Source organism: Algoriphagus machipongonensis (assembly GCF_000166275.1).
In the GTDB taxonomy this organism is placed as follows: domain Bacteria; phylum Bacteroidota; class Bacteroidia; order Cytophagales; family Cyclobacteriaceae; genus Algoriphagus; species Algoriphagus machipongonensis.
Genome location: NZ_CM001023.1, coordinates 1,585,931 through 1,610,000 on the forward strand (window position 1 = coordinate 1,585,931; position 24,070 = coordinate 1,610,000).

The following is a 24,070-nucleotide window of genomic DNA, read 5'->3' on the forward strand; positions in this document are numbered from 1 at the left end:
TGAGCTTTTACTAAATTTGTATAGAAGCCAGTTTTCCAATTTTTATTTAATGTCCTTTCCTTGAAAGAAAAGCCAGATCGATTCATAATCAAAAAAGCTTCCTTAGAAGAGCTTTATCAAATTCATCTGTTAATCCCGGAGTTTGAGGGTGAAGTAAAAATCGACTTTTATCAAGATCGTCTAAAAGATAAACTTCATTTAGCTTTGGTGGCGGAGGTAAATGGAGAGCTTGCTGGTTTTAAAGTGGGTTATGAAAGCGACAACCCTGAAATTTTTTATTCTTGGATGGGTGGAGTGATTCCTAAGTACAGAAAAACTGGAGTCGCAAAAGGCTTGGCAGACTATCAAGAAAAATGGGCTCAAGAAAATGGGTTTCATGAAGTCTTTTTTAAAACTCGAAATCGCTTTACGGCTATGGTAATGTTTGGACTTAAAAGAGGGTTTCATATCGAGGAAGTGATCCAAAAAGGTGACGTAAGGGATTATCGAATCTTGATGCATAAACGTCTATAGCCCCAATATTTGTTCAGGTTTTGAATAGGGTAACTTTACAAAGTTGATCTTTATCGCTTCACAACTTAAAAAACCTTACCTTTGCCCCTGATTTTCACCAGCGGTTCAATTGCCCGCTTTATCAAAAATTCATGAAGACAGAAGAATTGATTGCAAAAGGCTTATCGCTTCCTTTGATGGAAGCATTTTATACCATCCAAGGGGAAGGTAGATTTACTGGACATCCTGCTTATTTTATCCGGCTTGGGGGCTGTGATGTAGGTTGTGTCTGGTGTGACGTGAAAGAATCCTGGGAAGCTGGTAAATGGCCAATTTTACCCATTGAAGAAATTGTCGCTGAGGCAGTAAAATACCCGGGGAGACTAGTAGTGATTACGGGAGGAGAACCTTTGATGTATGATCTTGGGCCTTTGACTTCCCTTCTGAAAGAAAAAGGCTTTACTACGAATATTGAAACTTCCGGGGCACATCCGTTTTCTGGAGATTTTGATTGGGTATGTTTTTCACCCAAGAAATTCAAGAAGCCTCATCCTTCTATATATAAGGTGGCAAATGAGCTAAAAGTGGTTGTGTTTCACAATAGCGACTTTGCTTTTGCTGAAGAACATGCTTTAAAGGTCAATGAGAACTGCGAATTGAGGCTTCAACCAGAGTGGAGTAAATCAGAGAAATTCACTCCTTTAATTATAAACTACTCGAAATATCATCCAAATTGGAAAATTTCGCTTCAAACTCATAAATTTATGGACATACCCTAAGTCCATGAGACGAATTTTCGCTGTTTTTGTACTTTTTTTCATATGTAGTCTAGCACAAGCTCAGACTTATTCCATCATTGATGGTAGGGCAATCAAATTTTTTAAGGAGGCAGAGGAGCTGACACTCTCGAGACAATATGATAAGGCAATAGAAAAATATCAGGATGCGATTAATAGAGAAGCCTCCTTTTTAGAAGCCTATGTAAAGATGTCTCAGTTGCTCATGACTCAAGGAAGGATAGAGGAGGCTGAGACTGTAGCAATTGCAGGGAAGTCCAGGCTCGGAGGAAAGAATGCCAGTCCTAAGAATGTAGCGGATTATGGATGGCTCTTTACCAACTTATATTTGGACAAAGGTGAGTTTCAAAAAGCATTTGATGAATTTCAGAATTCTGATCCACTTTTTGATGCAGACTTTAAAAAGACCGTTTACTACGTTCAGATGAAAGAGCAAATGGATTTTTTGGAAAATCAGCTAGGACAAGCAAAAGCAATCACAAAAGAAAAGCTAGATGAACCGATCAATCAATTTCAACTCCAATATTTTCCAGTCCTAACAGCAGATGGAGAACAAATTTTATTTACCAAGAGAGATGGTACAGGCAATTTCGATAAGGAAGATATCTTCACTTCATACCTTGAGCCAGACGGTACATGGACGCCTCCTGTTGGTATTGCCTCTACTATAAATTCTCAATACAACGAAGGGACCTGTTCAGTCACTGCGGATGGAAATATTTTGATATATACTTCTTGTGATGCTCCAGATAGTCAAGGAAGCTGCGATTTATACATCGCTTATAAAACGAACGGAATCTGGCAACGGCCGAAGAACATGGGGAAAGAAGTGAATTCCAGGTCTTGGGATTCTCAGCCCTCTCTTTCTGCAGACGGTAGAATCTTGTTCTTTTCTTCTAATAGAAGAGGTGGGTTTGGAGGCAATGATATTTGGTATAGCGTTAGGCAAGAGGATGGCAGTTGGTCGGAAGCCCAAAATCTAGGAGAGCCGGTCAATACTGCGAAGGATGAGGTTTCACCCTTTATGTTTTTTAATAATGAGATTTTATTTTTTGCTTCCGAAGGGCACCAGGGTTTTGGGGGAATGGATATATTCCTTTCGCGAGTGGAGGGGGGAGAATTTACGGAGCCTGAGAATTTGGGTTTACCTATTAATGATCATCTAGATCAAGTCGCTTTATTTATTACTGCCCAAAAAGACTATGCCTACTTCACAGAATTAACTTCTGCGGAAAATGGAAATGACAGATCCTTGTTGTATAGGTTTAATTTTCCTGAGGAAATCTATTTGGGTGAAAACTTAACGGTGACGGGAGGGAAGGTTTTTAATGCAAAAACAGGGGAGCCCATAGATGCAACACTTTCTTTGGTCTCCTTAGCCAATGACAGTACTTTATACGAATTTAAAGCGGATGGAAAGACAGGGGAGTTTATGATGCTCTACCCTGAAAAATCTATCTCAGGTCTTTATGTGGAAAAGAAAGGCTTCTTGCCAAAGATCTACAATGTGGAGCGTGATAAGCTTCAGAATGTAAAAGATCTCGATGTAGAACTGGTTCCTGTGGCCCCAGGGGAGGAGTTTGTGTTTGAAAACATCTTCTTTGATTTTGATAAATACGACTTAAAGCCTGAGTCATTAAGTTCCTTGAAAAGGCTTTTGAAATTTTTAAAGGAAAACTCAAACGTAAATATCCTGATCTCAGGTCACACCGATAACGTGGGTTCTCCTAGCTACAATCAAGAGCTTAGCTTAAAACGTGCCCAGAGTGTACAGCAATATCTTGTGGAGCAAGGAATGCACCCTGGGCGTGTAATGGTAGAAGGTAAAGGGGATAAAGAACCTATGGTGCCCAACACGAATTCTCAAAACCAAGCGCTGAACCGAAGAATCACCGTAAAGGTTCTTTAGGATAATTTTTTAAATCCTTTGATTCACAGAATAATTTAATTGATGTTGGTAAAATTAAATTATTAACCTCCTTTATATTCAAATTATCTAACAATAATCTATTGGGTTGAAATTTTATATTCTGTTTAACTAAATTTTTATGAATTACTATTTTGTTTTTTAGTTTCTATTTGAAATAATCATTGGTAACAACCTGTTTTTTCTTTAATAATTAACTGAAGTCTTAAATTGTACTTCTATTAATTGCATTTTATAAATGAGATTTTTGTACAAAAAGACTATGTGATTTTATATTAAATTGGTTTATAGGGTTATTATATATATGATATTCAGCTTTGGTTAATTTGATCAATAGTATATTTCGTGATTGTTAATATATATAGTATAATGATATTGTGTTCGCTAATGGTCATTGGTATATGTTATTTATTTTAATTCCCGTCTTTGGAAAGAATGTTTTAGTCCGGTTTTGAATGGGTTTTGCAGTTTGTGCTCCTAAAAAGGCGGTATGATAGGGTTTTGGCGTTATTCATCAATTTTTTGGATGAAATTTTAACCTGATTTTTAGAATTATTACTTGTTTTATTATATATAAGTCTATTTAAAATTCTGTTTTCATGTGAAATACCAAATAAGGTATATGCTATTAAAGGTAAATAAGTGTTAATTTCTGATTATCATAAAAACAACTAAAATATTAAATATTTAAGAAAATTTAGAAAAATTAACTTTTGAAATATTTATGATTAATGAAATAGTATTTCTGAAATCGGCCTTTAAAAGAAAAGGACAAAAATAATATGCTGAAAATTTAGGTGATACCTCTATTTTATTTGTTTTTTTTGATTTAACCATCCGTCAACTTTTTATCTAAAAGTTATGGTATACTTATAAAGAAAAGTTAGTATTACCGCTTAATTAAATATCAACCAAACCATTATGAAGAAAATATTACTTCTTGGATTGACGTTTTGTTTGGCAACAGCTATCGCTTTTGCTCAATCACGTCAAGTCACAGGAGTGGTGACATCCGGCGAGGATGGATCACCTATCCCTGGTGCAACAGTGCTTGTGAAAGGCACAACAAATGGAACGGCAACCGACCTTGACGGTAAGTTCACTCTTACTGTTCCTGGACCGGATGCGGTTTTAGTATTCAGTTTTATAGGAACCTCTACTCAAGAGATTAATGTTGGACAAAAATCCATCATTAATGTGGTTTTGCGTGAAGATGCGCAAAGTCTAGAGGAGGTAGTAGTAACCGGTGCTGCTGGTATCGAATCCAGAAGAATCGAGATGGGTTACAATGCTACTAGTATTGAAACTCGTGACGTTGCTCAAGGTAGAGCAGTAAACGTAGCTGCAGGTCTAACTGGTAAAGTGGCAGGTATGCAGATTAATACTACTGGTTCTGGTGTAAACCCTAACGTAAGAGTAGTATTAAGAGGTAGCCGTTCTTTAACAGGTAACAACGAAGCTTTAGTAGTTGTGGATAATGTAATTGTCCCTAATTCTATTCTAGGAAACCTGAATCCACAAGATATTCAGGAAATCACTGTATTGAACGGTTCAAATGCTGCTGCTCTTTATGGATCTGCTGCATCTAATGGTGCCTTGATCATCGTTACTAAGAAAGGTAAAGCAGGAAGTACTCGTGTGACTGTAGGTCATACTATGAACTTGGAAAATGTGAGTTTCTATCCTGAAATTCAAGATCAGTTCGGTTCTGGATATGCCGGTGGTTACCCACATCAGTATGTTCCTTACGAAAATCAGCAGTACGGACCAAGATTTGACGGTTCTATGGTAAATATTGGTAAGCCATTGGAAGATGGATCTATCCAAACTATTCCTTATTCTCCAACTGGAGCTAAAAATAATTTCTGGGAAACTGGTATCACTAATCAAACTGATGTAACTGTTTCAGGTGGTGGTGAAAACTCAACCACTTTCTTCTCTGCGCAGTATTTGAATAATGACGGTACGACTCCAGGTGATAACTACACTAGAGCTTCTATCAGATTCAACGGAACAAGAGAATTCAGCAAGAAATTCGCATTGAACTACTCTTCTAACTACGTGCAGAATAGATACGATATCACAACTGTAACGGGTGGTATGTTTGATAATATTCTTCAAACGCCAGCTCATATACCTTTGACTAGCTACCAAGATTGGGAGAACGATCCCTTCGCTAATCCTAATGGTTACTACAATGAGTATTATGATAACCCTTACTTCGCGATCGATAATAACCGTCAGAATTCAGGAAATGATTACATCGTAGGTAACATTGAATTGAAGTATAAGCCTATACAGTGGATGGACGTAACCTACCGTGTAGGTATCTCTAACAGATACTTCTACAGTAAGTCTACTACAGGTCAGTTTACTTTCTCTGATTACACAAAGGATATTTCTGCTGCTAAAACAGATATCGCCGGTGGTGTAAGTGATAACTCTGGATTCAACACGCAAATCAACTCCGATCTTTTGATCATGTTGAAAAAAGCGGCTGGAGAAGATTTCTTCTTCAATTTATTGTTGGGTAACAGTTTAAGACAAAACAGATATAAAAGCGTAAGTACTGGTGCTAACGGTATCGTAATCCCAGGACTTTACAACGTTTCCAATAGAGTAGGTGAAGCTTCTGCTTCAGAAGCAAATTATCAAGCAGCTCAGGTGGGTGTTTTTGCTCAGTTGAAAACTGCCTATAAAGACTTCTTATTCTTAGAATTGACAGGTAGAAATGACTGGGTTTCAATCCTTGCGAAAGATAACCGTTCTTTCTTCTACCCAGCAGCATCTGTTTCTTTCGATGCTACAAACGCGATTCCTGCTTTAATGGAGTCTAGTACTTTTGACTTGTTCAAGCTTAGAGGTGGTATCTCTCAAGTAGGTCAAGTTAACTTGGGTAACAACAGTAACTTCGGTGCTTACCAATTAGCTCCAACTTTCAGCCCATCTGCAGGTTTCCCTTACGGAGGTCTTTCAGGGTATTCTTTGGATAACAGATTGGTAGCTGCTAATCTTAAGCCAGAGATCACTACAGCTTATGAGGCAGGTTTTGATTTCCAATTGTTTGAAAACAAAGTCAACGGTGCTTTCACTTACTATAAGTCAGAAACTAAGAACCAAACTATCCCAACTGGTGTAGCGACTTCTACTGGTTTCTCGTCTTACCTACAAAACACCGGTGTGGTGGCTAACGAAGGTATCGAGACGAACTTAAACGTGGTAGCTCTTTCTAGAAACAACTTCCAATTGACTGTGGGTGCTAACTATACATTCAATGACAACTGGGTAGTTTCTTTATCTGATGATTCTGATCAGTTGGCTCTTTCTTCTGGTGGACAAGCTCAGGTATATGCAATCAAAGGTCAGCCTTTCCCAATCTTACAGGGAACTGTATATAATAAAGATGAGCAAGGAAGAATCATCGTAGACCCAAGAACTGGTTACCCAAGCGCTGCAGAACAGCAAGCTGTTTTAGGAAATACAGTTCCTAAGCATAGATTAGGTTTGAATGCAGAGGTTCTTTACAAAGGCTTCAGACTTTATGCTTTGGCAGAATATAGAGGTGGATACAAGATCCTTTATAACGGTGGAGGTTCATTTGACTTCTCCGGTTCTGGTATCACCACTACTTACTTCAACAGAGAGCGTTTCGTAATTCCAAACTCTGTATATGAAGATCCTGAGAATCCAGGTACATACATCGAGAACACTAACATCACTGTTACAGATGGTGGAGCTGGTTTCTGGACTGATGGTTCTTTCAGAAGAAATGTTGCAGAAAACTATTTGGTATCCGGTGATTACTGGAAGCTTAGAGAGGTTGCAATTTCTTATGATGTCCCTACTTCATTCATGAATAAAATTGGTTTTGTACAGGGAGCTACAATCACCGCTCAAGGTAGAAACCTATTGATCTTCACTCCGAAGTCTAACGTTTATACTGACCCAGATTATAACTTCAGCGCTGGTAATGCAATTGGTATTGTAACCTTGGCTGCAACACCACCTACTAGATTCTTCGGTGGATCAATTACATTAACATTTTAATTAGATTGAAATGAAAAATATATTAAGAATATTAGTAGCATTCTCTTTTATCTCTTTGACGGCCTGTGAGTCCTTCCTTGGAGATAATGAGAATCCAAACCAGGCTACTTCAGCGACACCAGAATTGGTGTTACCGAACGCCTTGACAAATACAGGAAACTTGTTGCTAAGCTATAGTAGCAGTGCCCAGTGGATTAATGGATACACCGTCAATGCCGGTGGTTATGGTGGTTGGGGTTCTACAGTAACCTATAACTACACTACTTCAAGCTATAATGGACTTTGGAGTTCTACTTATGATGATTTGATTAACTATCAGTATATCATCGAAGAAACTGCAGAAAATCCTTCTTTGGCTTACTTCCAAGCAGTAGCTAAAACAATGAAAGCATTTGATTTCCATATGCTAGTAGATGTTTTTGGTGATGTACCTTACTCTGAAGGTCTTCAGGGAGCTGAGAATGTAACTCCAGCTTACGATTCACAAACAGCTGTTTACCAAGATTTGGTGGCTGAATTGAACGGAGCAATTGATATTTTCCAAAATGCTGAAGGTGCTAACGGTCTTGGTTCTGCGGATGTTATTTTCGGAGGAGATATAAACAAGTGGGCTCAATTTGCAAATACTTTGAAATTGAGACTTCTTCTAAGAATGTCTTCTTCTTCTGAAACTAGTGGATTTGCTTCTACTGAATTTGCTTCTATGGATATGGGAGTTGGTTTCTTGACTGATGATGCTATTTTGAATCCAGGTTATATCGCTACTGACGGTAAGCAGAGTCCACTTTGGAATAGATATCACTCAAATGCTGCAGGTTCTCTTGCAGGATCAGGTAGATCTGCTATTCCAAGTATTTATACTTATAGCTTCTATGACGGAACCAAAATTATTGATAACGGTAGAGGTGCTGCTACTTACCGTAGCTTCTTGAGCAACACTCCAGTTGGACAGCTTGGTAACTTGGTTGATAACCCTGCTGCACTTTCAGGACAGACTGCATGGTATGTAGGTACTGGATCTGGATCTGATGCGACAAACACTATCGGTTTATTAAAAGGTAGAACTGCAGGTTACCCAATCATGTTGGCAGCTGAGTCTTACTTATTGCAAGCTGAAGCTTACATGAAAGGTTACCTTTCAGGTGATGATAAAGGTGCGTTTGAAAACGGTATCCTTGCTTCTTTCGAGTACTTGTACAAAGGTGCTGACGGAAACATTTCATCTGATATGGATCCTGCTGCTGATTTTGACACTTATTTGGCTGAAAATGCTGGTAATTACCTAGTGAATTATGAGTCAGCAAGCTCTGACGAGCAAAAATTGGAAGCTATCATCACGCAGAAATACATTGCACTTAACTTCCTAAACGGTCAGGAATCTTGGACTGAATTTAGAAGAACTGCTTATCCAAAAATCGTGAATGGTTCTATTAATCCAAGAGAAACATTCGCATCTATCCTGTCTACTTCTTCTAGAGCAGATGAGTTGCCAGTAAGATATTTGTATGCTTCGTCTGAATTCCAGTTGAACACGGATAACGTTCCTACCGGAGTTAGCCAGTTCACTACTTTGATTTTCTGGCAAGCCCAATAATTAACAGTTAAAGAAAACTATTATGAAATCATTTATAAATAAACTAGGACTGTTCGGTGTAGTACTTCTTACACTAACGTCTTGCTTGGATGAGGATCCATTATTCGATCCTTCCAATTCAACTGGAATTATTGAGATAGTTGAAATTGGTCCATTGGCTACTTCTGGTAGTATTTATCCAATGAACAGATTGACATTTGAGTCTGTTCCTGAAGATCAAATTGAAGTGATCGTTCAGTATTCTGGTGCATTTGATGCTCCAGAAGATATCGATGTAACAATCGAAGTTGCTCCTTCTGCTCTTGATGACTTTAATGCAGATCAAGGATTAGACGAGTCAAATGGATATTACATCATTGACGATAGTAGCTACGAATTGCCAGGTGGTGGTAACTCAGTTACTGTTACGATTCCAAAAGGCGAGAAAAGAGTGAGTGTTATAGTTACTGTAAGACCAGATCAGTTTGGTTTTGATAAGAACTATGCGCTTCCAATCAGAATTGCTTCTGCTTCTTCTGGTCAAGTAAGTGGTAACTTCAGCAATATGATCTATGCGGTTATCCCAAATAATCAGTGGGCCGGAGATTGGACAAACACTTATTCTAGTCCATTTGGATCAGGTACTAACACCGTTCATATGTCTACTACTGGTGAGTTCACTACTACTTCAAACTTGATTGGGGTTTATTCAAACCAAACCGTAATTGAAGTAAATCCAGACACAAATTATGCTCAGGTGCTATCTGTATCAGGATTAGGTCCTGTAACCAATAGCCCAGATAATTATTGGGATCCAGAAACAAAAACAATTTACCTTTCTTTTGTGTCAAGTGGCTATGCCTTTGAACAAACAATGGTTAAAAAGTAAAAAGACCTCTGTCTAATTTTAGATAGTTGTTTATTTCAAAATATGGAACACCACCTAGCATTCGCTAGGTGGTGTTTTTTTATTTCTAAAGAAATATAGATTTAGTGCTTTGACTTTCCTTTTTACTGTTCATTCATGATTTTCTGTCTTTTTACTTAACTTTGCGACCTATTTAAGAATCTATGATTTACGTCTGTAGAAAAGAACATTTCAATGCCGCACATAAACTTTGGAACCCTAAGTGGTCCGAGGAAAAAAATGTGGAAGTATTTGGTCCTTGCGCCAACGTCAACTGGCATGGGCATAACTTTGAGCTGATAGTTATGGTCAAAGGAACTCCCGACCCAGAAACCGGTTTTGTAGTGGATTTGAAAAAATTGAGTACTACTATCCGGACTTTAGTTATTGACCGGGTGGACCATAAAAACCTTAATGTGGATGTAGATTTTATGGAAGGTAAATTGGCAAGTTGTGAAAACTTGGTGATGGAATTCTGGAAGATTCTTGAGCCTGCAGTACGTGAACTTACCCATCATGGAGGACTTCATAAATTAACCCTTTACGAAACGCCAAGGAATTTTGTGGAATACTTTGGAGATTAAAATTTATAGTGAGTAGTAAGTTTGGAGTAGGTGCTGTAGGTGAAATGTGATAGGTAAGAGGTTTAAGTCAGAATATTGTAAAGCGCATAATATATTTTTAATCCTAAATGTTTTCGCTGTGGCTTTTGTAAATTCTTTTAAAGAACTAGAAGTTTATATAAGTTATCTCGTGAGCTCGCCTCTATGATTTATAAACTATCACTTATTTTTCCAGCTGAAGAACGATATTCCTTGACTGATCAGATTAGAAGGTCTTCCCGATCAATAGGTGCGCAAATAGCCGAAAGTTGGGGGAAGAGACGATTTGTTAGGCACTTCATAAGCAAGCTCACAGATGGTGACGCGGAGCAATTTGAGACGCAGCATTGGGTAGAAATTGCTCATGATTGTGGTTATATTACCATTGATCAAGAAAAAATATTGCTAGATAAATGTATCACCATTAATCACATGTTAAACTCCATGATCAATAAAGCAGATTTATTTTGTAAATAGGACACAGTCTTGATTTGGAGTTGCTTTCTACTTTCCACATATTACTTTTCACTTATCACATCTAACTAAAACTTGATTTCTCCTCACAAACTCTACATCATCTCCGGTGAAAGATCCGGTGATTTGCATGCCTCCAATTTGGTTTTGGCTTTAAAAGAAAAAAACTCAAACCTTGACTTTAGAGGGATGGGAGGGAGTTACTCTCAAAATGCAGGAGTGGATTTGGCTGTAGATTATTCAGAGATCGCCTTAATGGGTATTTTGGAAGTGGTATTAGGGTTTCGGAAAGTCTTGAAATACCTATCAACAGTCAAAGCTGATATCATTTCTTATCAACCCGATGCAATTATTTTGGTTGATTATGGTGGCTTCAACATGAAAATAGCTGCTTTCGCAAAAGAAAAGGGGATTCCTGTTCATTATTATATTCCGCCTAAAGTTTGGGCTTGGAATCAAAAAAGAGCCTTAAAGTTAAAAGCATTTACAGATCATATTTATTCCATATTACCCTTCGAACCTGCATTTTTCCAAACGTATGGCATGGAAGTGACTTATGTTGGGAATCCACTATTTGATGAAATAAAGAAATTTCAAAAGCATGACTTTTTCTTTCAGAAGAATGAGTTGAACTACCAACCGATCGTTGCCTTGCTTCCTGGTAGTAGAAAGCAGGAAGTGCAATCCATGTTGAATAAAATGGTTGAGTTGACAGGTGTATTTCCAGGAGCACAATTTGTCATTGCAGGCGTGGATAGCTTAGATGAATCAATTTATTTGCCAGCTCGTAAGGCGGGATTAAAAGTGGTGTTTAACCAGACTTATGATTTGCTTACACATGCAGTAGCCGCTGTAGTAACTTCGGGCACAGCCACCTTGGAAACAGCATTGTTCAGAGTTCCACAAGTGGTTGTTTACGAAACCAGCCCGATCACCTATTTCATTGCTAAAAGACTGGTGAAAATCGGTTTTATTTCTTTGGTAAATCTAATTGCTGAAAAAGAAGTAGTCAAAGAATTGATCCAAGGTGAATTTTCAGTTCAGAATCTTAAAAAGGAATTGAGTTTGATTTTATCTGATCAAGTTTACAAAGGTCAAATGCTTCAAGGCTATGATTTGATTCAGGAAAAACTTGGGATACAAAAAGCTTCTGAAGTGACAGCGGATCTTATTTTGGCCAGTTTATCAAACAATAACTAAATTCCATGAATTTTAGAATATGCCTATTTCTTTTTTTGCTATCGGTTACAATTTCCAAAGCGCAGGAAACTAAAAATGAAATTTCGGTTACTCTCCATCCTGAGGTTCAATTCCAAACAATAGATCATTTTGGAGCTTCTGATGCTTGGTCAGCTCAATTTGTTGGGAATTGGCCAGAAGCCAAAAAAGAGGCCATTGCTAATCTATTGTTTAGTCAGGAAATGAAACAGGGAAATCCGGAAGGGATCGGGCTTTCTATGTGGAGATTTAACCTCGGGGCTGGAAGTGCAGAGCAAGGTGAAACAAGCGGAATTAAAGATGAATGGAGGAGGGCAGAGTCCTTTTTAGGCAATAAAGGGGAATTAGATATGTCCAAAGCTGAAAGACAAGTTTGGTTTGCTGAGGCTGCAAAAAATAGGGGTGTAGAGAAGCTTTTGCTTTTTTCAAATAGCCCGCCCATTCAGTTTACCAAAAATTCAAAGGCATATTCCAGTGATGGGAGATCCAATCTAAAAACAGATGCAATTGATGATTTTTCAGACTATCTAAGTGATGTTGTTTCTGGCCTGCAAAAGATGGGATTAAACCCAGGCTATGTGAGTCCAGTAAACGAACCCCAATGGGATTGGTCGGATGGAGGACAAGAAGGGAATCCCTACACCAATGAACAAATTGCTGAATTGGTAAAAGGGATCAATACTTCCTTTCAAGAGCATGACATTAAAGTGAAGATTGATGTAGCGGAGGCAGGTAAAATTAATTACTTGTTTGAAAAAGCAGACAAGCCGCAACGAGGTACACAGGTGAAATCATTTTTTGATCAGAAGTCTCCAACGTATTTGGGAGATTTGTCAAACCTTTCTAATGTCATTTCTGCGCATAGCTATTTTACAACAAGTCCACTGGATAAATCTGCTGACCTTAGAGCCAAAGTCGCTTCTACTGTAGCCTCCATTCCAGGTTTAAATTATTGGATGTCTGAATATTGTATTTTGGGAGATAATGAGGGTGAAATTAGAGGGAATGGTAGAGATTTGGGCATGAAATCCGCTTTGTATATGGCGAGGGTCATTCATCAGGATTTGACCATTTCAAATGCTTCAGCATGGAATTGGTGGTTGGCGATTTCACCTTACAATTACAAGGATGGCCTTATTTATATTGATAAAGAGAAGAAAGATGGGCGATTTTTTGAAAGTAAAATGCTATGGGTTTTAGGGAATTATAGTCGTTTTATAAGACCTGGATATCAAAGAATAGGCTTAGATGTTTCCAATGAAAAATTAATGGTCTCAGCATTTCAAAATCCGGATACAAAAGACATTGTTTTGATTGTGTTGAATAGCAACCCTACCTCGGAACTATTGAAAATAGCTAATTCTGACACGAAGTGGATCAAGGCATACATAACCGACGAGAATTCTAATTTAGCAGCAATTGAAATTTCAGGATCGCTACAAGAAATACCCAAAGAATCTGTGATGACCTTTTTAATATCACTGGATTAATACCTTTTCAATCAAAAAAAATCCCTTCAAAAATAATTGAAGGGATTTTCTATATCAGATGCAATGTAAGGTTTTAAGCTACTTGCAATCTTTTAAATTTAGATTTATCAAATTTACTCTGTGCGTATTTCGCATCAATAACCAATTCTTTGATGGAATCATCCGATGGGATTTCATACATCGCATCAGTAATGATGGCTTCACAGATAGATCTTAGACCGCGAGCACCAAGATTGAATTCTACTGCTTTGTCCACAATAAAATCAATTGCATCTTCTTCAAATACGATATCTACTCCTTCCATTTTGAGTAATTTATCATATTGCTTCACCAATGCATTTTTAGGCTCTGTCAAGATTCTTTTCAGAGAATCTCTATGTAGTGGATCCAGATGAGTTAAGATTGGAAGTCTTCCTATGAGTTCAGGAATCAAACCAAAAGCTTTCAGGTCTTGCGAAGTAACGTACTGAAGAAGATTTTCTCTATCTGCAACCGCATTATCTTTTGCTTTGCCAAATCCCATGGGTTGCGTATTTAGGCGCTTTCCAATATGTCTGGCGATTCCATCAAAAGCTCCACCACAGATGAAAAGGATATTATCAGTATTGACAGCAATCATCTTCTGGTCTGGGTGTTTTCTGCCTCCCTGAGGTGGAACATTGACTACTGTTCCTTCCAACAATTTCAGCATAGCTTGCTGTACACCTTCTCCACTTACATCTCTAGTAATGGATGGGTTGTCTGATTTACGGGCTATTTTATCAAGTTCATCGATGTATACGATTCCTCTTTCTGCCGCTTCTACATTGTAGTCTGCAGATTGAAGGAGTCTTGTAAGGATGCTTTCCACATCTTCACCTACATAGCCTGCTTCCGTCAAAACGGTGGCATCTGCAATACAGAATGGGACTTCCAATATTTTGGCCAAAGTCTTGGCTAAATAGGTCTTCCCTGTTCCTGTGTCACCTACCATGATGATATTGGATTTTTCAATCTTCACATCATCCTTGTCGGTTTTTTGAGATAGCCTTTTATAGTGATTGTATACTGCAACCGTCAAAACTTTTTTTGCCTCTTCCTGCCCAATTACAAATTGATCAAGAAAGCTGGTAAGTTCTTTCGGCTTTTTTAATTGAAACTTTGGTTGAGCATCATCCGGCTTTTTGGTCTTTTCTTCTTCACCAAGAATCAGATGGGCTTGATCGATACAGAAGTTACAAATGTGTGCAGAAATACCTGACACCATTAAATCCACATCTTTCTTATTTCTACCGCAAAAGGAGCAGGTAACTTGAGCCATTACTTAGGATTTTTTAACTAATACTTCATCAATGAGGCCGTAATCTTTCGCCTCTGGAGCTTTGAGCCAGTAATCTCTATCAGAATCTCTTTCGATTTCTTCATAGGTTTTACCAGTATGGTTTGCCAATATCTGATACAGCTCCTGTCTCATGGATAGGATTAATTTAAGAGAGATCTCCATGTCACTGGATTGACCTTGCATTCCTCCAGATGGCTGGTGAATCATTACTCTTGAATGCTTCAGTGCTGATCTTTTATCTTTCGCTCCACCTGCTAACAATACAGCTCCCATAGAAGCTGCAATTCCTGTACAGATAGTAGCTACATCAGGACCAATGTACTGCATTGTATCATAAATGCCTAAACCTGCTGTTACAGAGCCTCCTGGGCTATTTACATAAAGCAAAACATCTTTTTTAGCATCAACCGATTCCAAAAATAGAAGCTGGGCTACAATGATATTGGCAATATGATCATCGATACCTGTTCCCAGGAAAATGATTCTGTCCATTATCAGTCTTGAGAAGACATCAATTTCTCTAAAATTCTGTGGTCGCTCTTCAATTACTGAGCGGGTCATGTTTTCGATATGCTGTGTATACTGGTCAAATGCAGTACCGTTCACCCCTTGATTGTGGATGGCATATTTTCTGAATTCTTCTTTATTGATCATGTTCGAGTTTGTTGTGGTAGACAAAAATAAAAAAAGCCCTTAAATAAGGACTTTTTTATGCTATCAATAAACGAATTACTTTTCTAAAAGTTCCTTGAACTCATCAATCGTTATTTCCTTTTCTTTCAGATCGACTGTTTCTTGAACATAAGCAAGAACTTTGTCATTTTGAACAGAGGTTAACATGTTCATGTAATTTTGACCGTCTTCACCTTTTAAGTAGTTGTCAACGAACATGTCCATGCTGTCTTCCATTTGAGAACCCAAACCAGAAGAAGCAAATTGTTCTTTGATCATCTCCTTAGTTTTAGCGATCACATCTTCATGCTCAGCCTGAATTTTATTTTCTGTAGCCAATTGATTAGAGATCAATGACCAAGTTAATTGCTTCGCATACATTGGGAATTCTTTCTCAACTTCTTCAGAAGATACTTTTCCTTCGTTTGCTCTGATCAACCACTCTTTTAAGAATTCTTCTGGAAGATCAACCTTCGCTGCCGCAGTCAATTCTTTCTTCAATTCTTCATCAGTGAAGGCCTTAGATTCTTTGTCGTAATTTCCTTGAAGTGTTTCTTTTACTTTCGCAATGAACTCTTCTTCTGTAGTTACTACACCAGGACCAAATACCTTGTCAAAGAAATCCTGATTCATTTCAGCTTCTTCAGTACGGTTGATGTTTTTAACAGTAAAAGTAATTGGGCCTTTTGCTGATTCTGCTTCCTCCTCAGTCATTCCCAAAGCTTCTTCCCACTGAGCTTTCTTAATATCCTTTGAGTCAAATTCCACTACAGCATCTTTGCTGATTCCTGTGAATTTGCCTGCTAATTTCTTAGTGATTTTTGATAAGTCTAAGGAAAGAGTTTTTGAAAAACCACTATCAGTAGCTACTAAGTCACCATAAATATGATCACCTGCTTCACTTACTTCTGGGTTAGTGCTGTTTCCAGACTGAGATTTAAGGTTTTCAATTGTTTCCTCTACCAATTTATCATCAACTTTGATAGAGTACTTTGTTCCTTTGAATTTCTTGTCAAGTGGTACTTTAACCTCTTCAACAAATCCGATTTTATATTCAAAATCAAATTCTTTTTGAGTTTTCCATTCGATCGTCTCATTGTTCTCTACTGGAAGAGGCTCACCCAGAACTTTAAAAGTTTGTTCTTTTAGGTAATTGTTTAAAGATTCACTTAAGATAGAATTGATTTCTTCCACCAATACGGAAGTACCATAAATGTTCTTCACCATGGAAACAGGCGCTTTTCCAGGTCTGAACCCTTTAATGTTGGCCTTCTTCGCGTAGTCTTTCAGTTTCGCGTCTACCTTTGGTTGGTAATCTGCTTCGTTTAGTTTAATTTTAATTGAAGCTTGATTCGCTGATTGCTTGTCTAATGAGATTTCCAAGGCGTTTGATTTTATGATGATATAAAATGGGTTAACTAAAAACCCCCAATCTCTTCCCTGTTAAAACCAACAGTTGAGTGATTGAGGGTTCGGTAATCGTGCGGATAGAGGGACTCGAACCCCCATGCCTTGCGGCGCTAGATCCTAAGTCTAGTGCGTCTACCAATTTCGCCACATCCGCGTATCGTTCTAAAAAACAAGCTTGAATTTACTTTTAAATTCCGTCTGTTTCCCGATTGTGGATGCAAAGGTAAATAGTAATTTTCAAAATGCAATAGGTCGTAAAAAAAAATTAAAAGAATTAGGCAAAGAAATTCACAGATTCCATTTTTGAATAAAAAAAGAGGCCCGTATGATCCAAGTGGATGTTGAAGAAGAAAGAAAAGAAATTCTCAAACGCTATCGCCGGCTTTTGAGACAAGCAAAACCCGTATTGAAACCCGGGGATGCTAAATTCATAAAAAAGGCTTTTAATGTCTCTCTCGAAGCACATAAAGAGATGAGGAGAAAATCCGGGGAACCCTATATTTATCACCCTTTAGAGGTTGCCTTGGTTTGTGTGGAAGAAATTGGTTTAGGAACAACCTCTATTGTAGCAGCATTGCTCCATGATGTGGTAGAAGATACTGATTGGGAATTAGAAGACATTGAAAGGGAATTTGGTCATAAAGTCATGAGCATCATTGATGGCTTGACCAAAATTGCTGGCGTTTTTGATTATGGAAGTTCGCAGCAAGCTGAGAATTTCAGGAAAATGCTACTGACACTCTCAGATGACGTTCGGGTCATCCTGATCAAACTAGCCGATCGTCTTAATAACATGCGGACCCTTCAAAGCATGCCTCGTCATAAGCAGTTGAAGATTTCTTCCGAGACCATGTATTTGTATGCTCCTTTAGCGCATAGACTGGGTTTGTATGCGATCAAATCTGAGTTGGAGGATTTGTATCTGAAATTTACGGATGCTGAAACCTATCAGAAGATTGTTCAAAAGATCAACGAATCGAAATCGCTGAGAAATAAGTTTATAAAATCCTTTATTCAGCCGATAGAGGATGAGTTGATTCGACAGAAATTTGATTTTGCTATTAAAGGAAGACCAAAATCGGTTTATTCTATTTACAGTAAAATGAAAAAGCAGGGAATTCCATTCGAGGAGGTTTATGATCTCTTTGCAATCAGGATTATCTTGGAGAGTGAGCTGGAAAACGAAAAAGCTGACTGTTGGCAGGTATATTCTATCGTGACAGACTTTTACAGGCCCAACCCAGATCGACTTCGAGACTGGATCAGTACTTCCAGATCCAATGGATACGAGTCATTGCATACTACGGTAATGAGTAATACGGGACAATGGGTAGAAGTTCAGATTAGGACATCCAGGATGGATGAAATTGCTGAAAGGGGATATGCTGCTCATTGGAAATACAAAGAAAAGGATACGAGCAACAAACCAACCAGTGGGTTAGATGACTGGATTACTCAAGTACGAGGGCTTTTGGAGTCAAATGATGGTTCTGCCATTGAATTCATGGATGATTTCAGAGGAAATTTATTCCATGAAGAAGTATTTGTTTTTACGCCAAAGGGTGATTTAAAAGTATTGCCATTTGGGTCTACGGCATTAGATTTTGCTTTTGAAATCCACACGGAAATCGGAGCGAAATGCATTGGAGCCAAAGTGAATCAGAAATTAGTCCCGATTTCCCATAAACTGAAAAATGGAGATCAGGTAGAAATTCTAACTTCCAATAAGCAAAAACCTACTGAAGACTGGTTAAATACGGTAGTTACCTCCAGAGCCAAGGCAAAAATAAAGGATGCCTTAAGAGAGGAAAAGAAGTCTGCAATTCTCGATGGTAAAGAAATCGTACAACGGAAATTAAAGCAGATGAAAATGCCATTTAATTCCGAGGTAGTGGATAAACTTCGAGCTTATTTCGAATTGAAAACAGCGAATGAGTTTTATTATCGTGTGGGAAAAAGCATAATTGATCCTACCACCATTAAGTCATTTAAAGACTTTAAAGCAAATCAGAAACTTAAGAATAGAGCCATTCAGGAGAAAGTGAAAGATGAATCTTCTTTCACCAAAGAAATAAAAAGTTTGAAAGGCCCTGATCATGATCAGTTACTGATAGGGGAAGATATGGATGTGGTGGATTACATCCTTGCCAAATGCTGTAATCCAATTCCCGGAGATGATGTTTTCGGTTTTGTGACAGTTAATGAGGGGATAAAAATTCACCGTACTTCTTGTCCCAATGCTTTGGAATTACTGTCTAATCATGGAAACAGAGTGATTAAAGCAAGATGGACCAGTCAACAGGAGATTGCTTTTCTTGCAGGGTTAAGAATCATCGGTACGGACCGAGTAGGTTTAATTAATGATGTGACGCAAGTGATTTCCAGTGAATTGAAAGTGAATATGAGATCCATTACTGTAGATTCCGATGCTGGTATTTTTGAAGGGACAATCAAGTTATATGTTCATAGTACCGAACACCTCGATAAATTGATGAAAAACTTGAGTAAAGTTGACGGGATTCATAAGGTTACGAGGTTTGATTAGTAAATTGAATCTTTTCTAACTCACAAAAGTTATATTTGAAAAAAATAGCTCAAGATGCCTTTGAATACCGCACATTTCGAAGAGGTAAAAAAAATATTTACAGCATATCTCGAAAGTCAGAAGCTTAGAAAAACTCCTGAGAGATACGCAATCCTCGAAGAAATTTATACCCGAACAGGTCACTTTGATGTGGAATCTCTCTACATCAGTATGAAAAATAAAAATTATAGAGTCAGCAGAGCCACGGTTTATAATACCTTGGATTTATTGGTGGAATGTGATTTGGTTACCAAACACCAGTTTGGAAAAAACTTGGCCCAGTTTGAAAAATCCTATGGGTACAAGCAACATGACCATCTGATTTGCGTGGACTGCAATAAGGTGTTGGAGTTTTGTGATCCTCGTATCCAAAACATTCAAAATACCGTTGGTGATATTCTGGATTTTCAGGTAATGCACCATTCCCTGATTTTATACGGTAATTGCCAGAAGACAAATTGTGACAACAAAAAAGCTGACTAAATGAAATTAACCTATAATACCAAAAAGGATGAATTGGCTACTTACCTATTTATCCAAGGGGATTTGATTGGAGATGAAGTGGGGCCAAAACTAGTAGAAGTGGTCTCAGATGCCATTCAGGACAATGGGAAAACTTTTGTAGTAGACTTAAGTGAGGTTCGATATATTTCTTCCAGTGGCATAGGCCTTTTGATTACTATGCTAACCAAAATGAGAAATGTTGGAGGTGAAGTGTATTTGACTGCGCCTTCAGAGCATGTAAAAAAGCTATTGATTATCACTAAGTTGAACAATATTTTTACGGTTTTTGATTCTGTGGATGAGTTTAAAAAGAAGGTGTAAATCCTTATTTTGTCTATTCATTACTTTGTTTTCCTGCTCAGAAAGCCACATCTCCGTAGATGGCTTTGAATTCGAAATATCTGAACGAAAAGAATTTTTTATAGGACAAGGTGGGCTTACAACCGACGGATACCACACTGTTTTTCTTGATTCTACAAAAACCAAGGGTACGATTTATAATAAAATTGCCCATTCATTGGACAGTATTTTTATTTCAGCTGATTCAGCTTGGTCTCAGGACGGTGAAATTATGGAAACCGAGGGACCTTATGGAGTCGGTACTGTATTTACTTATTTTAGTTCCCCAGAATTTAATATGTTCATTAATAGCCAGGAGTTTTTCAGGCAAAATGTTCAAACTAAGGAGGTGTCTCGTAAATTTTTACAAGAATATGGGATTTTTGGAGATTTGAAATATCCTGCCATAGCAATTTCTGGAGCATCTAGGGAATTCACAGGATTGGATCAAAGAGATAATATTGGGTATTTTATCTATGATTTTGAAAATCAAATCAAGGTAATTGGATATAATGTCGACCAAGACTCCATGTTTATTTTGCCAGTGGCATTAGATTCATCTCGTTTTTACAACACAAGTTTTAAAGTAAAGTGGAAAAACGTGACAATAGGAGGGGGAGATGATCCTCAGCTTAGCGTCATTGGAGATAAACTTGTGGTAAGTTATCCTAGCTTCAGTGATATATTGGTTTATGATTTAAATGCAGGTTTGCAGCAAACATATACCTCCGAAAGCAATTCTTTTCCATCTCAAAAAAGAAGACCAGAAAATTATAGAGAAGAGGTTGATTCTGGTGAGTTATTATGGGATTGGCAAGAAGCTTGGAAGAACCAAGTTCGATTTGGCTCAATCAGTTACATCAAAGATTTGAATGTATATGTGAGAACTGTAAAAGGAGAAGGAGAGGAAGATGCGGCTCTTTTCTTGGAAGTTTTTGATTCAAGTTTCGAAAAGGTAAGTGAGCTAAGTTTATCAGAAATCAACCAAGATTTATCGACCACTTTCATAAATACAAAGTATGGTTTGTTGTTCAGGGGCAAAGATTAACCTATCGAGGAAGTGATGTATTATTATAACGTCAATCTAGCTAGTAATAAATAATTCCGGTCTTTTACTTGGTTTTCTTTGGGCTTATTGCAAATTTCACGCCTCAAAAAGAGTTAGCATTAACGAATAGACCGCACATCAGATGAAGATGGATGTACTTCTAGGGCTCCAGTGGGGAGACGAAGGAAAAGGAAAAGTAGTAGACGTTCTCGCGCCACAATATGAAATTGTAGCCCGATTCCAAGGGGGACCCAACGCGGGCCATACCCTTGAATTTGATGGTATTAAGCATGTACTTCATCAAATACCTTCTGGGATCTTTCGCTCTCAAATCCTAAATATTATAGGCAATGGAGTGGTTTTAGATCCGATTGTTCTTAAGAAAGAAATTGACGGATTAGGTAAGTTTGATATTGATTATCATAAAAACCTGGTTGTCTCTAAGAAAGCTACTATCATTATCCCTACTCATAAATTGCTAGATGCAGCGTATGAGAAAGCAAAAGGGGATAAAAAAATTGGCTCTACACTAAAAGGTATCGGTCCAACGTACCAAGATAAAATAGGAAGAACTGCATTGAGAGTAGGAGATATCCTAAGTCCTGATTTTAAGGAAAAATATACGACACTCGTAGATAAACATAAAACCATACTGTCCTTTTATGATCATCCTTTGGATGAACTGGTGGAGATGGAAAGTAAGTTTTTTGAAGCCATAGAGTTCTTCAAAACCTTGAATTTGATTGACAGTGAATATACAGTCAATGATGCTTTTGCTGCGAATAAGAAAATATTGGCAGAAGGCGCTCAGGGATCTTTATTGGATGTGGACTTTGGCTCTTATCCATTTGTGACTAGTAGTAGCACGATGACTGCAGGAGCTTGTACTGGTTTAGGAGTTGCCCCCTCTAAAATAGGTGAGGTCTTTGGTATCTTCAAAGCTTATTGTACCCGAGTAGGAAGTGGACCTTTCCCAACGGAATTGTTCGATAAGGATGGTGAGGATATGAGGAAAGAAGGAAATGAGTTTGGAAGCACCACAGGTCGCCCAAGAAGATGTGGATGGCTAGATTTACCAGCTCTCCGATACTCTATTATGATCAATGGGGTTACTCAATTGTTTATGATGAAAGCAGATGTATTGAATATTTTTGAGAATATTAAAGTCTGTACACATTATGAGATGCCAAATGGAGATAAAATTGATCGCTTGAGTTTTGAGATTTCTGAAACAGATGTCAAGCCGGTTTATAAGACAATGAAAGGATGGAACTGCTCCTTGGATAATATTGACTCCTATGAAAAATTCCCAGAGGAATTACAAGCTTATGTTAGCTATTTGGAAAAAGAACTGAATGTTCCAATTAAGTTGGTTTCTGTTGGCCCAGATAGAAATCAAACTATTTTGAGATAACATTACAATGAATATTTTTGAAGCCTTCGAATTTTCGAAGGCTTTTTTATTTCTAACGTAATTATACATTACTTTAGAAGGATTAATTATTTCGCTTTGAAGACATTCCTAAAAGCTTTTCTAAGTATTCTTATCTTTTTGCCTTTTCCACTTTTAGCTCAAGTGGGGTTTCCATATTGCGAAACTTTTGATTCTAATACGACCAAGTCAACTACGGTTTTTGGTGCAGATGCACAACTCGTCGATGGGGCCTTGAGACTAACGGGAAACACACTCAATCAAAGAGGGTATGTCTATATTGATATTCCCTTTTCCTCAGCTTATGGAATTAAGGCTAGTTTTGAATATTTCAGTTATGGTGGTGATGGAGCCGATGGAATGACATTCTTTTTGTTTGATGCCAATGTTCCAAATTTTGCCATAGGAGGATTTGGGGGTTCTTTGGGTTATTCGAAAAGAGATACCGAACCAGGATTAGCTGGAGCCTATATGGGGGTTGGCTTTGATGAGTATGGGAATTTTGGTAGCACAGCAGAAGGGAAATCTGGAGGCTTTCCAGGGGCAGGTCCGAATTTGACACCAAATGCTATCGTCATTAGAGGACCAGGAAATGGTTTTACTGGCTATGATTTTATCAAAGGAAAAAAAACAATGGAATCCGGGCCAGATGGATTGGCATCAGATCAGTTTTTCCCTATCAGCTCAGGAGGGATTGGTACGCAACGCGTCACAGATTATAATAAGCCTGGATATAGAAAAGTCAATTTGACCTTAAATCCGTCTCCTTCAGGCGTAGGGTACTTGATATCTATGGTAATGGAATACACCGTAGAGGAGAATATTCCCCGGTCCATCACGATTTTCCAGGATGTTCCCTATCCTTATCCAGCTCCTGCTAATTTGAAATTAGGTTTCTCTGCTTCCACTGGTGGATTAACGAATTTTCATGAGATTAGAAATTTACTTGTAGAAGTTGCAAATGATGAGGATTTATTGAATCCTGTCGGTTCAGATATAGAAGACTTGGAAGCGTGTATTGGAATCGAGAATCAATTTCAAATTACAGAAGAAGATGTAGAGTTATTAAATGAGAACTCCACTTTTACCTGTCTTCAATTTTTCAAAAGCTTAGAGGAAATTGAGGAGCTTTCTGAGGACGCATGCGAGCGCTCTCAGTGTAATCCTGACAATCAGTCTTTGACAGTAGAGGGAGGAATCATTTCTGCTACCGAAGAGCCAGGAGGTTTTACT

The 24,070-nt window shown here is 38.0% G+C and carries 19 protein-coding genes and 1 tRNA gene (1 of these 20 only partly in view); 16 read left to right on the forward strand and 4 right to left on the reverse strand.

Features of this window, described 5'->3' with window-relative positions; all coding sequences use genetic code 11:
• Positions 1-60: 60 nt before the first annotated feature.
• The 10 genes from ALPR1_RS06885 (at position 61) to ALPR1_RS06930 (ending at position 13,527) form a co-directional block, all read left to right on the forward strand.
• Positions 61-513 (forward strand): GNAT family N-acetyltransferase, encoded by a 453-nt coding sequence (locus ALPR1_RS06885; RefSeq protein ID WP_008199472.1) that lies wholly within the window; start codon positions 61-63, stop codon positions 511-513.
• A 131-nt stretch (positions 514-644) separates the two neighbouring features.
• A complete protein-coding gene (locus tag ALPR1_RS06890; protein ID WP_008199474.1) occupies positions 645-1,271 on the forward strand; it encodes a 7-carboxy-7-deazaguanine synthase QueE in 627 nt (208 codons plus the stop codon).
• 4 nt (positions 1,272-1,275) lie between these two features.
• Positions 1,276-3,198, forward strand: coding sequence for an OmpA family protein (locus ALPR1_RS06895; protein WP_008199475.1), 1,923 nt, complete (start codon positions 1,276-1,278; stop codon positions 3,196-3,198).
• 939 nt (positions 3,199-4,137) lie between these two features.
• Entirely contained in the window at positions 4,138-7,263 is a 3,126-nt protein-coding gene (locus ALPR1_RS06900) for a SusC/RagA family TonB-linked outer membrane protein (protein WP_008199476.1), read from the forward strand.
• A gap of 10 nt (positions 7,264-7,273) precedes the next feature.
• A complete protein-coding gene (locus ALPR1_RS06905; RefSeq protein WP_008199477.1) occupies positions 7,274-8,857 on the forward strand; it encodes a SusD/RagB family nutrient-binding outer membrane lipoprotein in 1,584 nt (527 codons plus the stop codon).
• Between the two features lie 22 nt (positions 8,858-8,879).
• Positions 8,880-9,725: a DUF1735 domain-containing protein gene (locus ALPR1_RS06910; RefSeq protein WP_008199478.1), complete on the forward strand. Its 846-nt coding sequence runs from the start codon at positions 8,880-8,882 to the stop codon at positions 9,723-9,725.
• A 182-nt stretch (positions 9,726-9,907) separates the two neighbouring features.
• The gene (locus tag ALPR1_RS06915; protein ID WP_008199479.1) at positions 9,908-10,327 is read left to right on the forward strand and encodes a 6-pyruvoyl trahydropterin synthase family protein; all 420 of its coding nucleotides are present in this window, start codon (positions 9,908-9,910) and stop codon (positions 10,325-10,327) included.
• 183 nt (positions 10,328-10,510) lie between these two features.
• Positions 10,511-10,822 carry a four helix bundle protein gene (locus ALPR1_RS06920; RefSeq protein ID WP_008199480.1) on the forward strand — a complete coding sequence of 104 codons (312 nt, stop codon included), beginning with the start codon at positions 10,511-10,513 and terminating at the stop codon, positions 10,820-10,822.
• A 72-nt stretch (positions 10,823-10,894) separates the two neighbouring features.
• A complete protein-coding gene (gene lpxB / locus ALPR1_RS06925; RefSeq protein ID WP_008199481.1) occupies positions 10,895-12,019 on the forward strand; it encodes a lipid-A-disaccharide synthase in 1,125 nt (374 codons plus the stop codon).
• 5 nt (positions 12,020-12,024) lie between these two features.
• Complete coding sequence (locus tag ALPR1_RS06930) at positions 12,025-13,527, forward strand: glycoside hydrolase family 30 protein (RefSeq protein ID WP_008199482.1); 1,503 nt, start codon at positions 12,025-12,027, stop codon at positions 13,525-13,527.
• Positions 13,528-13,600: 73 nt separating this feature from the next.
• On the opposite strand, the gene clpX is transcribed toward ALPR1_RS06930, so the two are convergent.
• From clpX to ALPR1_RS06950, 4 genes are all read right to left on the reverse strand, one after another.
• Positions 13,601-14,827: an ATP-dependent Clp protease ATP-binding subunit ClpX gene (gene clpX, locus ALPR1_RS06935; protein ID WP_008199483.1), complete on the reverse strand. Its 1,227-nt coding sequence runs from the start codon at positions 14,825-14,827 to the stop codon at positions 13,601-13,603.
• Positions 14,828-14,830: 3 nt separating this feature from the next.
• Positions 14,831-15,502, reverse strand: a complete 672-nt coding sequence (locus ALPR1_RS06940) for a ClpP family protease (protein WP_008199484.1) — start codon at positions 15,500-15,502, stop codon at positions 14,831-14,833.
• Between the two features lie 75 nt (positions 15,503-15,577).
• On the reverse strand, positions 15,578-16,903 hold the full coding sequence (gene tig, locus ALPR1_RS06945) for a trigger factor (protein ID WP_008199485.1): 1,326 nt from the start codon (positions 16,901-16,903) through the stop codon (positions 15,578-15,580).
• A 99-nt stretch (positions 16,904-17,002) separates the two neighbouring features.
• A tRNA-Leu gene (locus tag ALPR1_RS06950) sits at positions 17,003-17,084 on the reverse strand.
• Between the two features lie 171 nt (positions 17,085-17,255).
• On the opposite strand from ALPR1_RS06950, the gene ALPR1_RS06955 reads away from it, so the two are divergent.
• From ALPR1_RS06955 to ALPR1_RS06980, 6 genes are all read left to right on the forward strand, one after another.
• The gene (locus ALPR1_RS06955) at positions 17,256-19,475 is read left to right on the forward strand and encodes a RelA/SpoT family protein (RefSeq protein ID WP_008199486.1); all 2,220 of its coding nucleotides are present in this window, start codon (positions 17,256-17,258) and stop codon (positions 19,473-19,475) included.
• A gap of 54 nt (positions 19,476-19,529) precedes the next feature.
• Entirely contained in the window at positions 19,530-19,997 is a 468-nt protein-coding gene (locus ALPR1_RS06960) for a Fur family transcriptional regulator (RefSeq protein ID WP_008199487.1), read from the forward strand.
• Positions 19,998-20,339 carry an STAS domain-containing protein gene (locus tag ALPR1_RS06965; RefSeq protein WP_008199489.1) on the forward strand — a complete coding sequence of 114 codons (342 nt, stop codon included), beginning with the start codon at positions 19,998-20,000 and terminating at the stop codon, positions 20,337-20,339.
• 25 nt (positions 20,340-20,364) lie between these two features.
• Positions 20,365-21,405, forward strand: a complete 1,041-nt coding sequence (locus ALPR1_RS06970) for a hypothetical protein (RefSeq protein WP_237701632.1) — start codon at positions 20,365-20,367, stop codon at positions 21,403-21,405.
• 142 nt (positions 21,406-21,547) lie between these two features.
• Positions 21,548-22,819, forward strand: a complete 1,272-nt coding sequence (locus ALPR1_RS06975) for an adenylosuccinate synthase (protein ID WP_008199494.1) — start codon at positions 21,548-21,550, stop codon at positions 22,817-22,819.
• A 96-nt stretch (positions 22,820-22,915) separates the two neighbouring features.
• Positions 22,916-24,070 carry the 5' portion of a PKD domain-containing protein gene (locus ALPR1_RS06980; protein ID WP_008199495.1) on the forward strand. It continues 1,173 nt past the right edge of the window, so the window shows 1,155 of its 2,328 coding nt (coding positions 1-1,155); the start codon lies at positions 22,916-22,918; its stop codon lies off the right edge, out of view.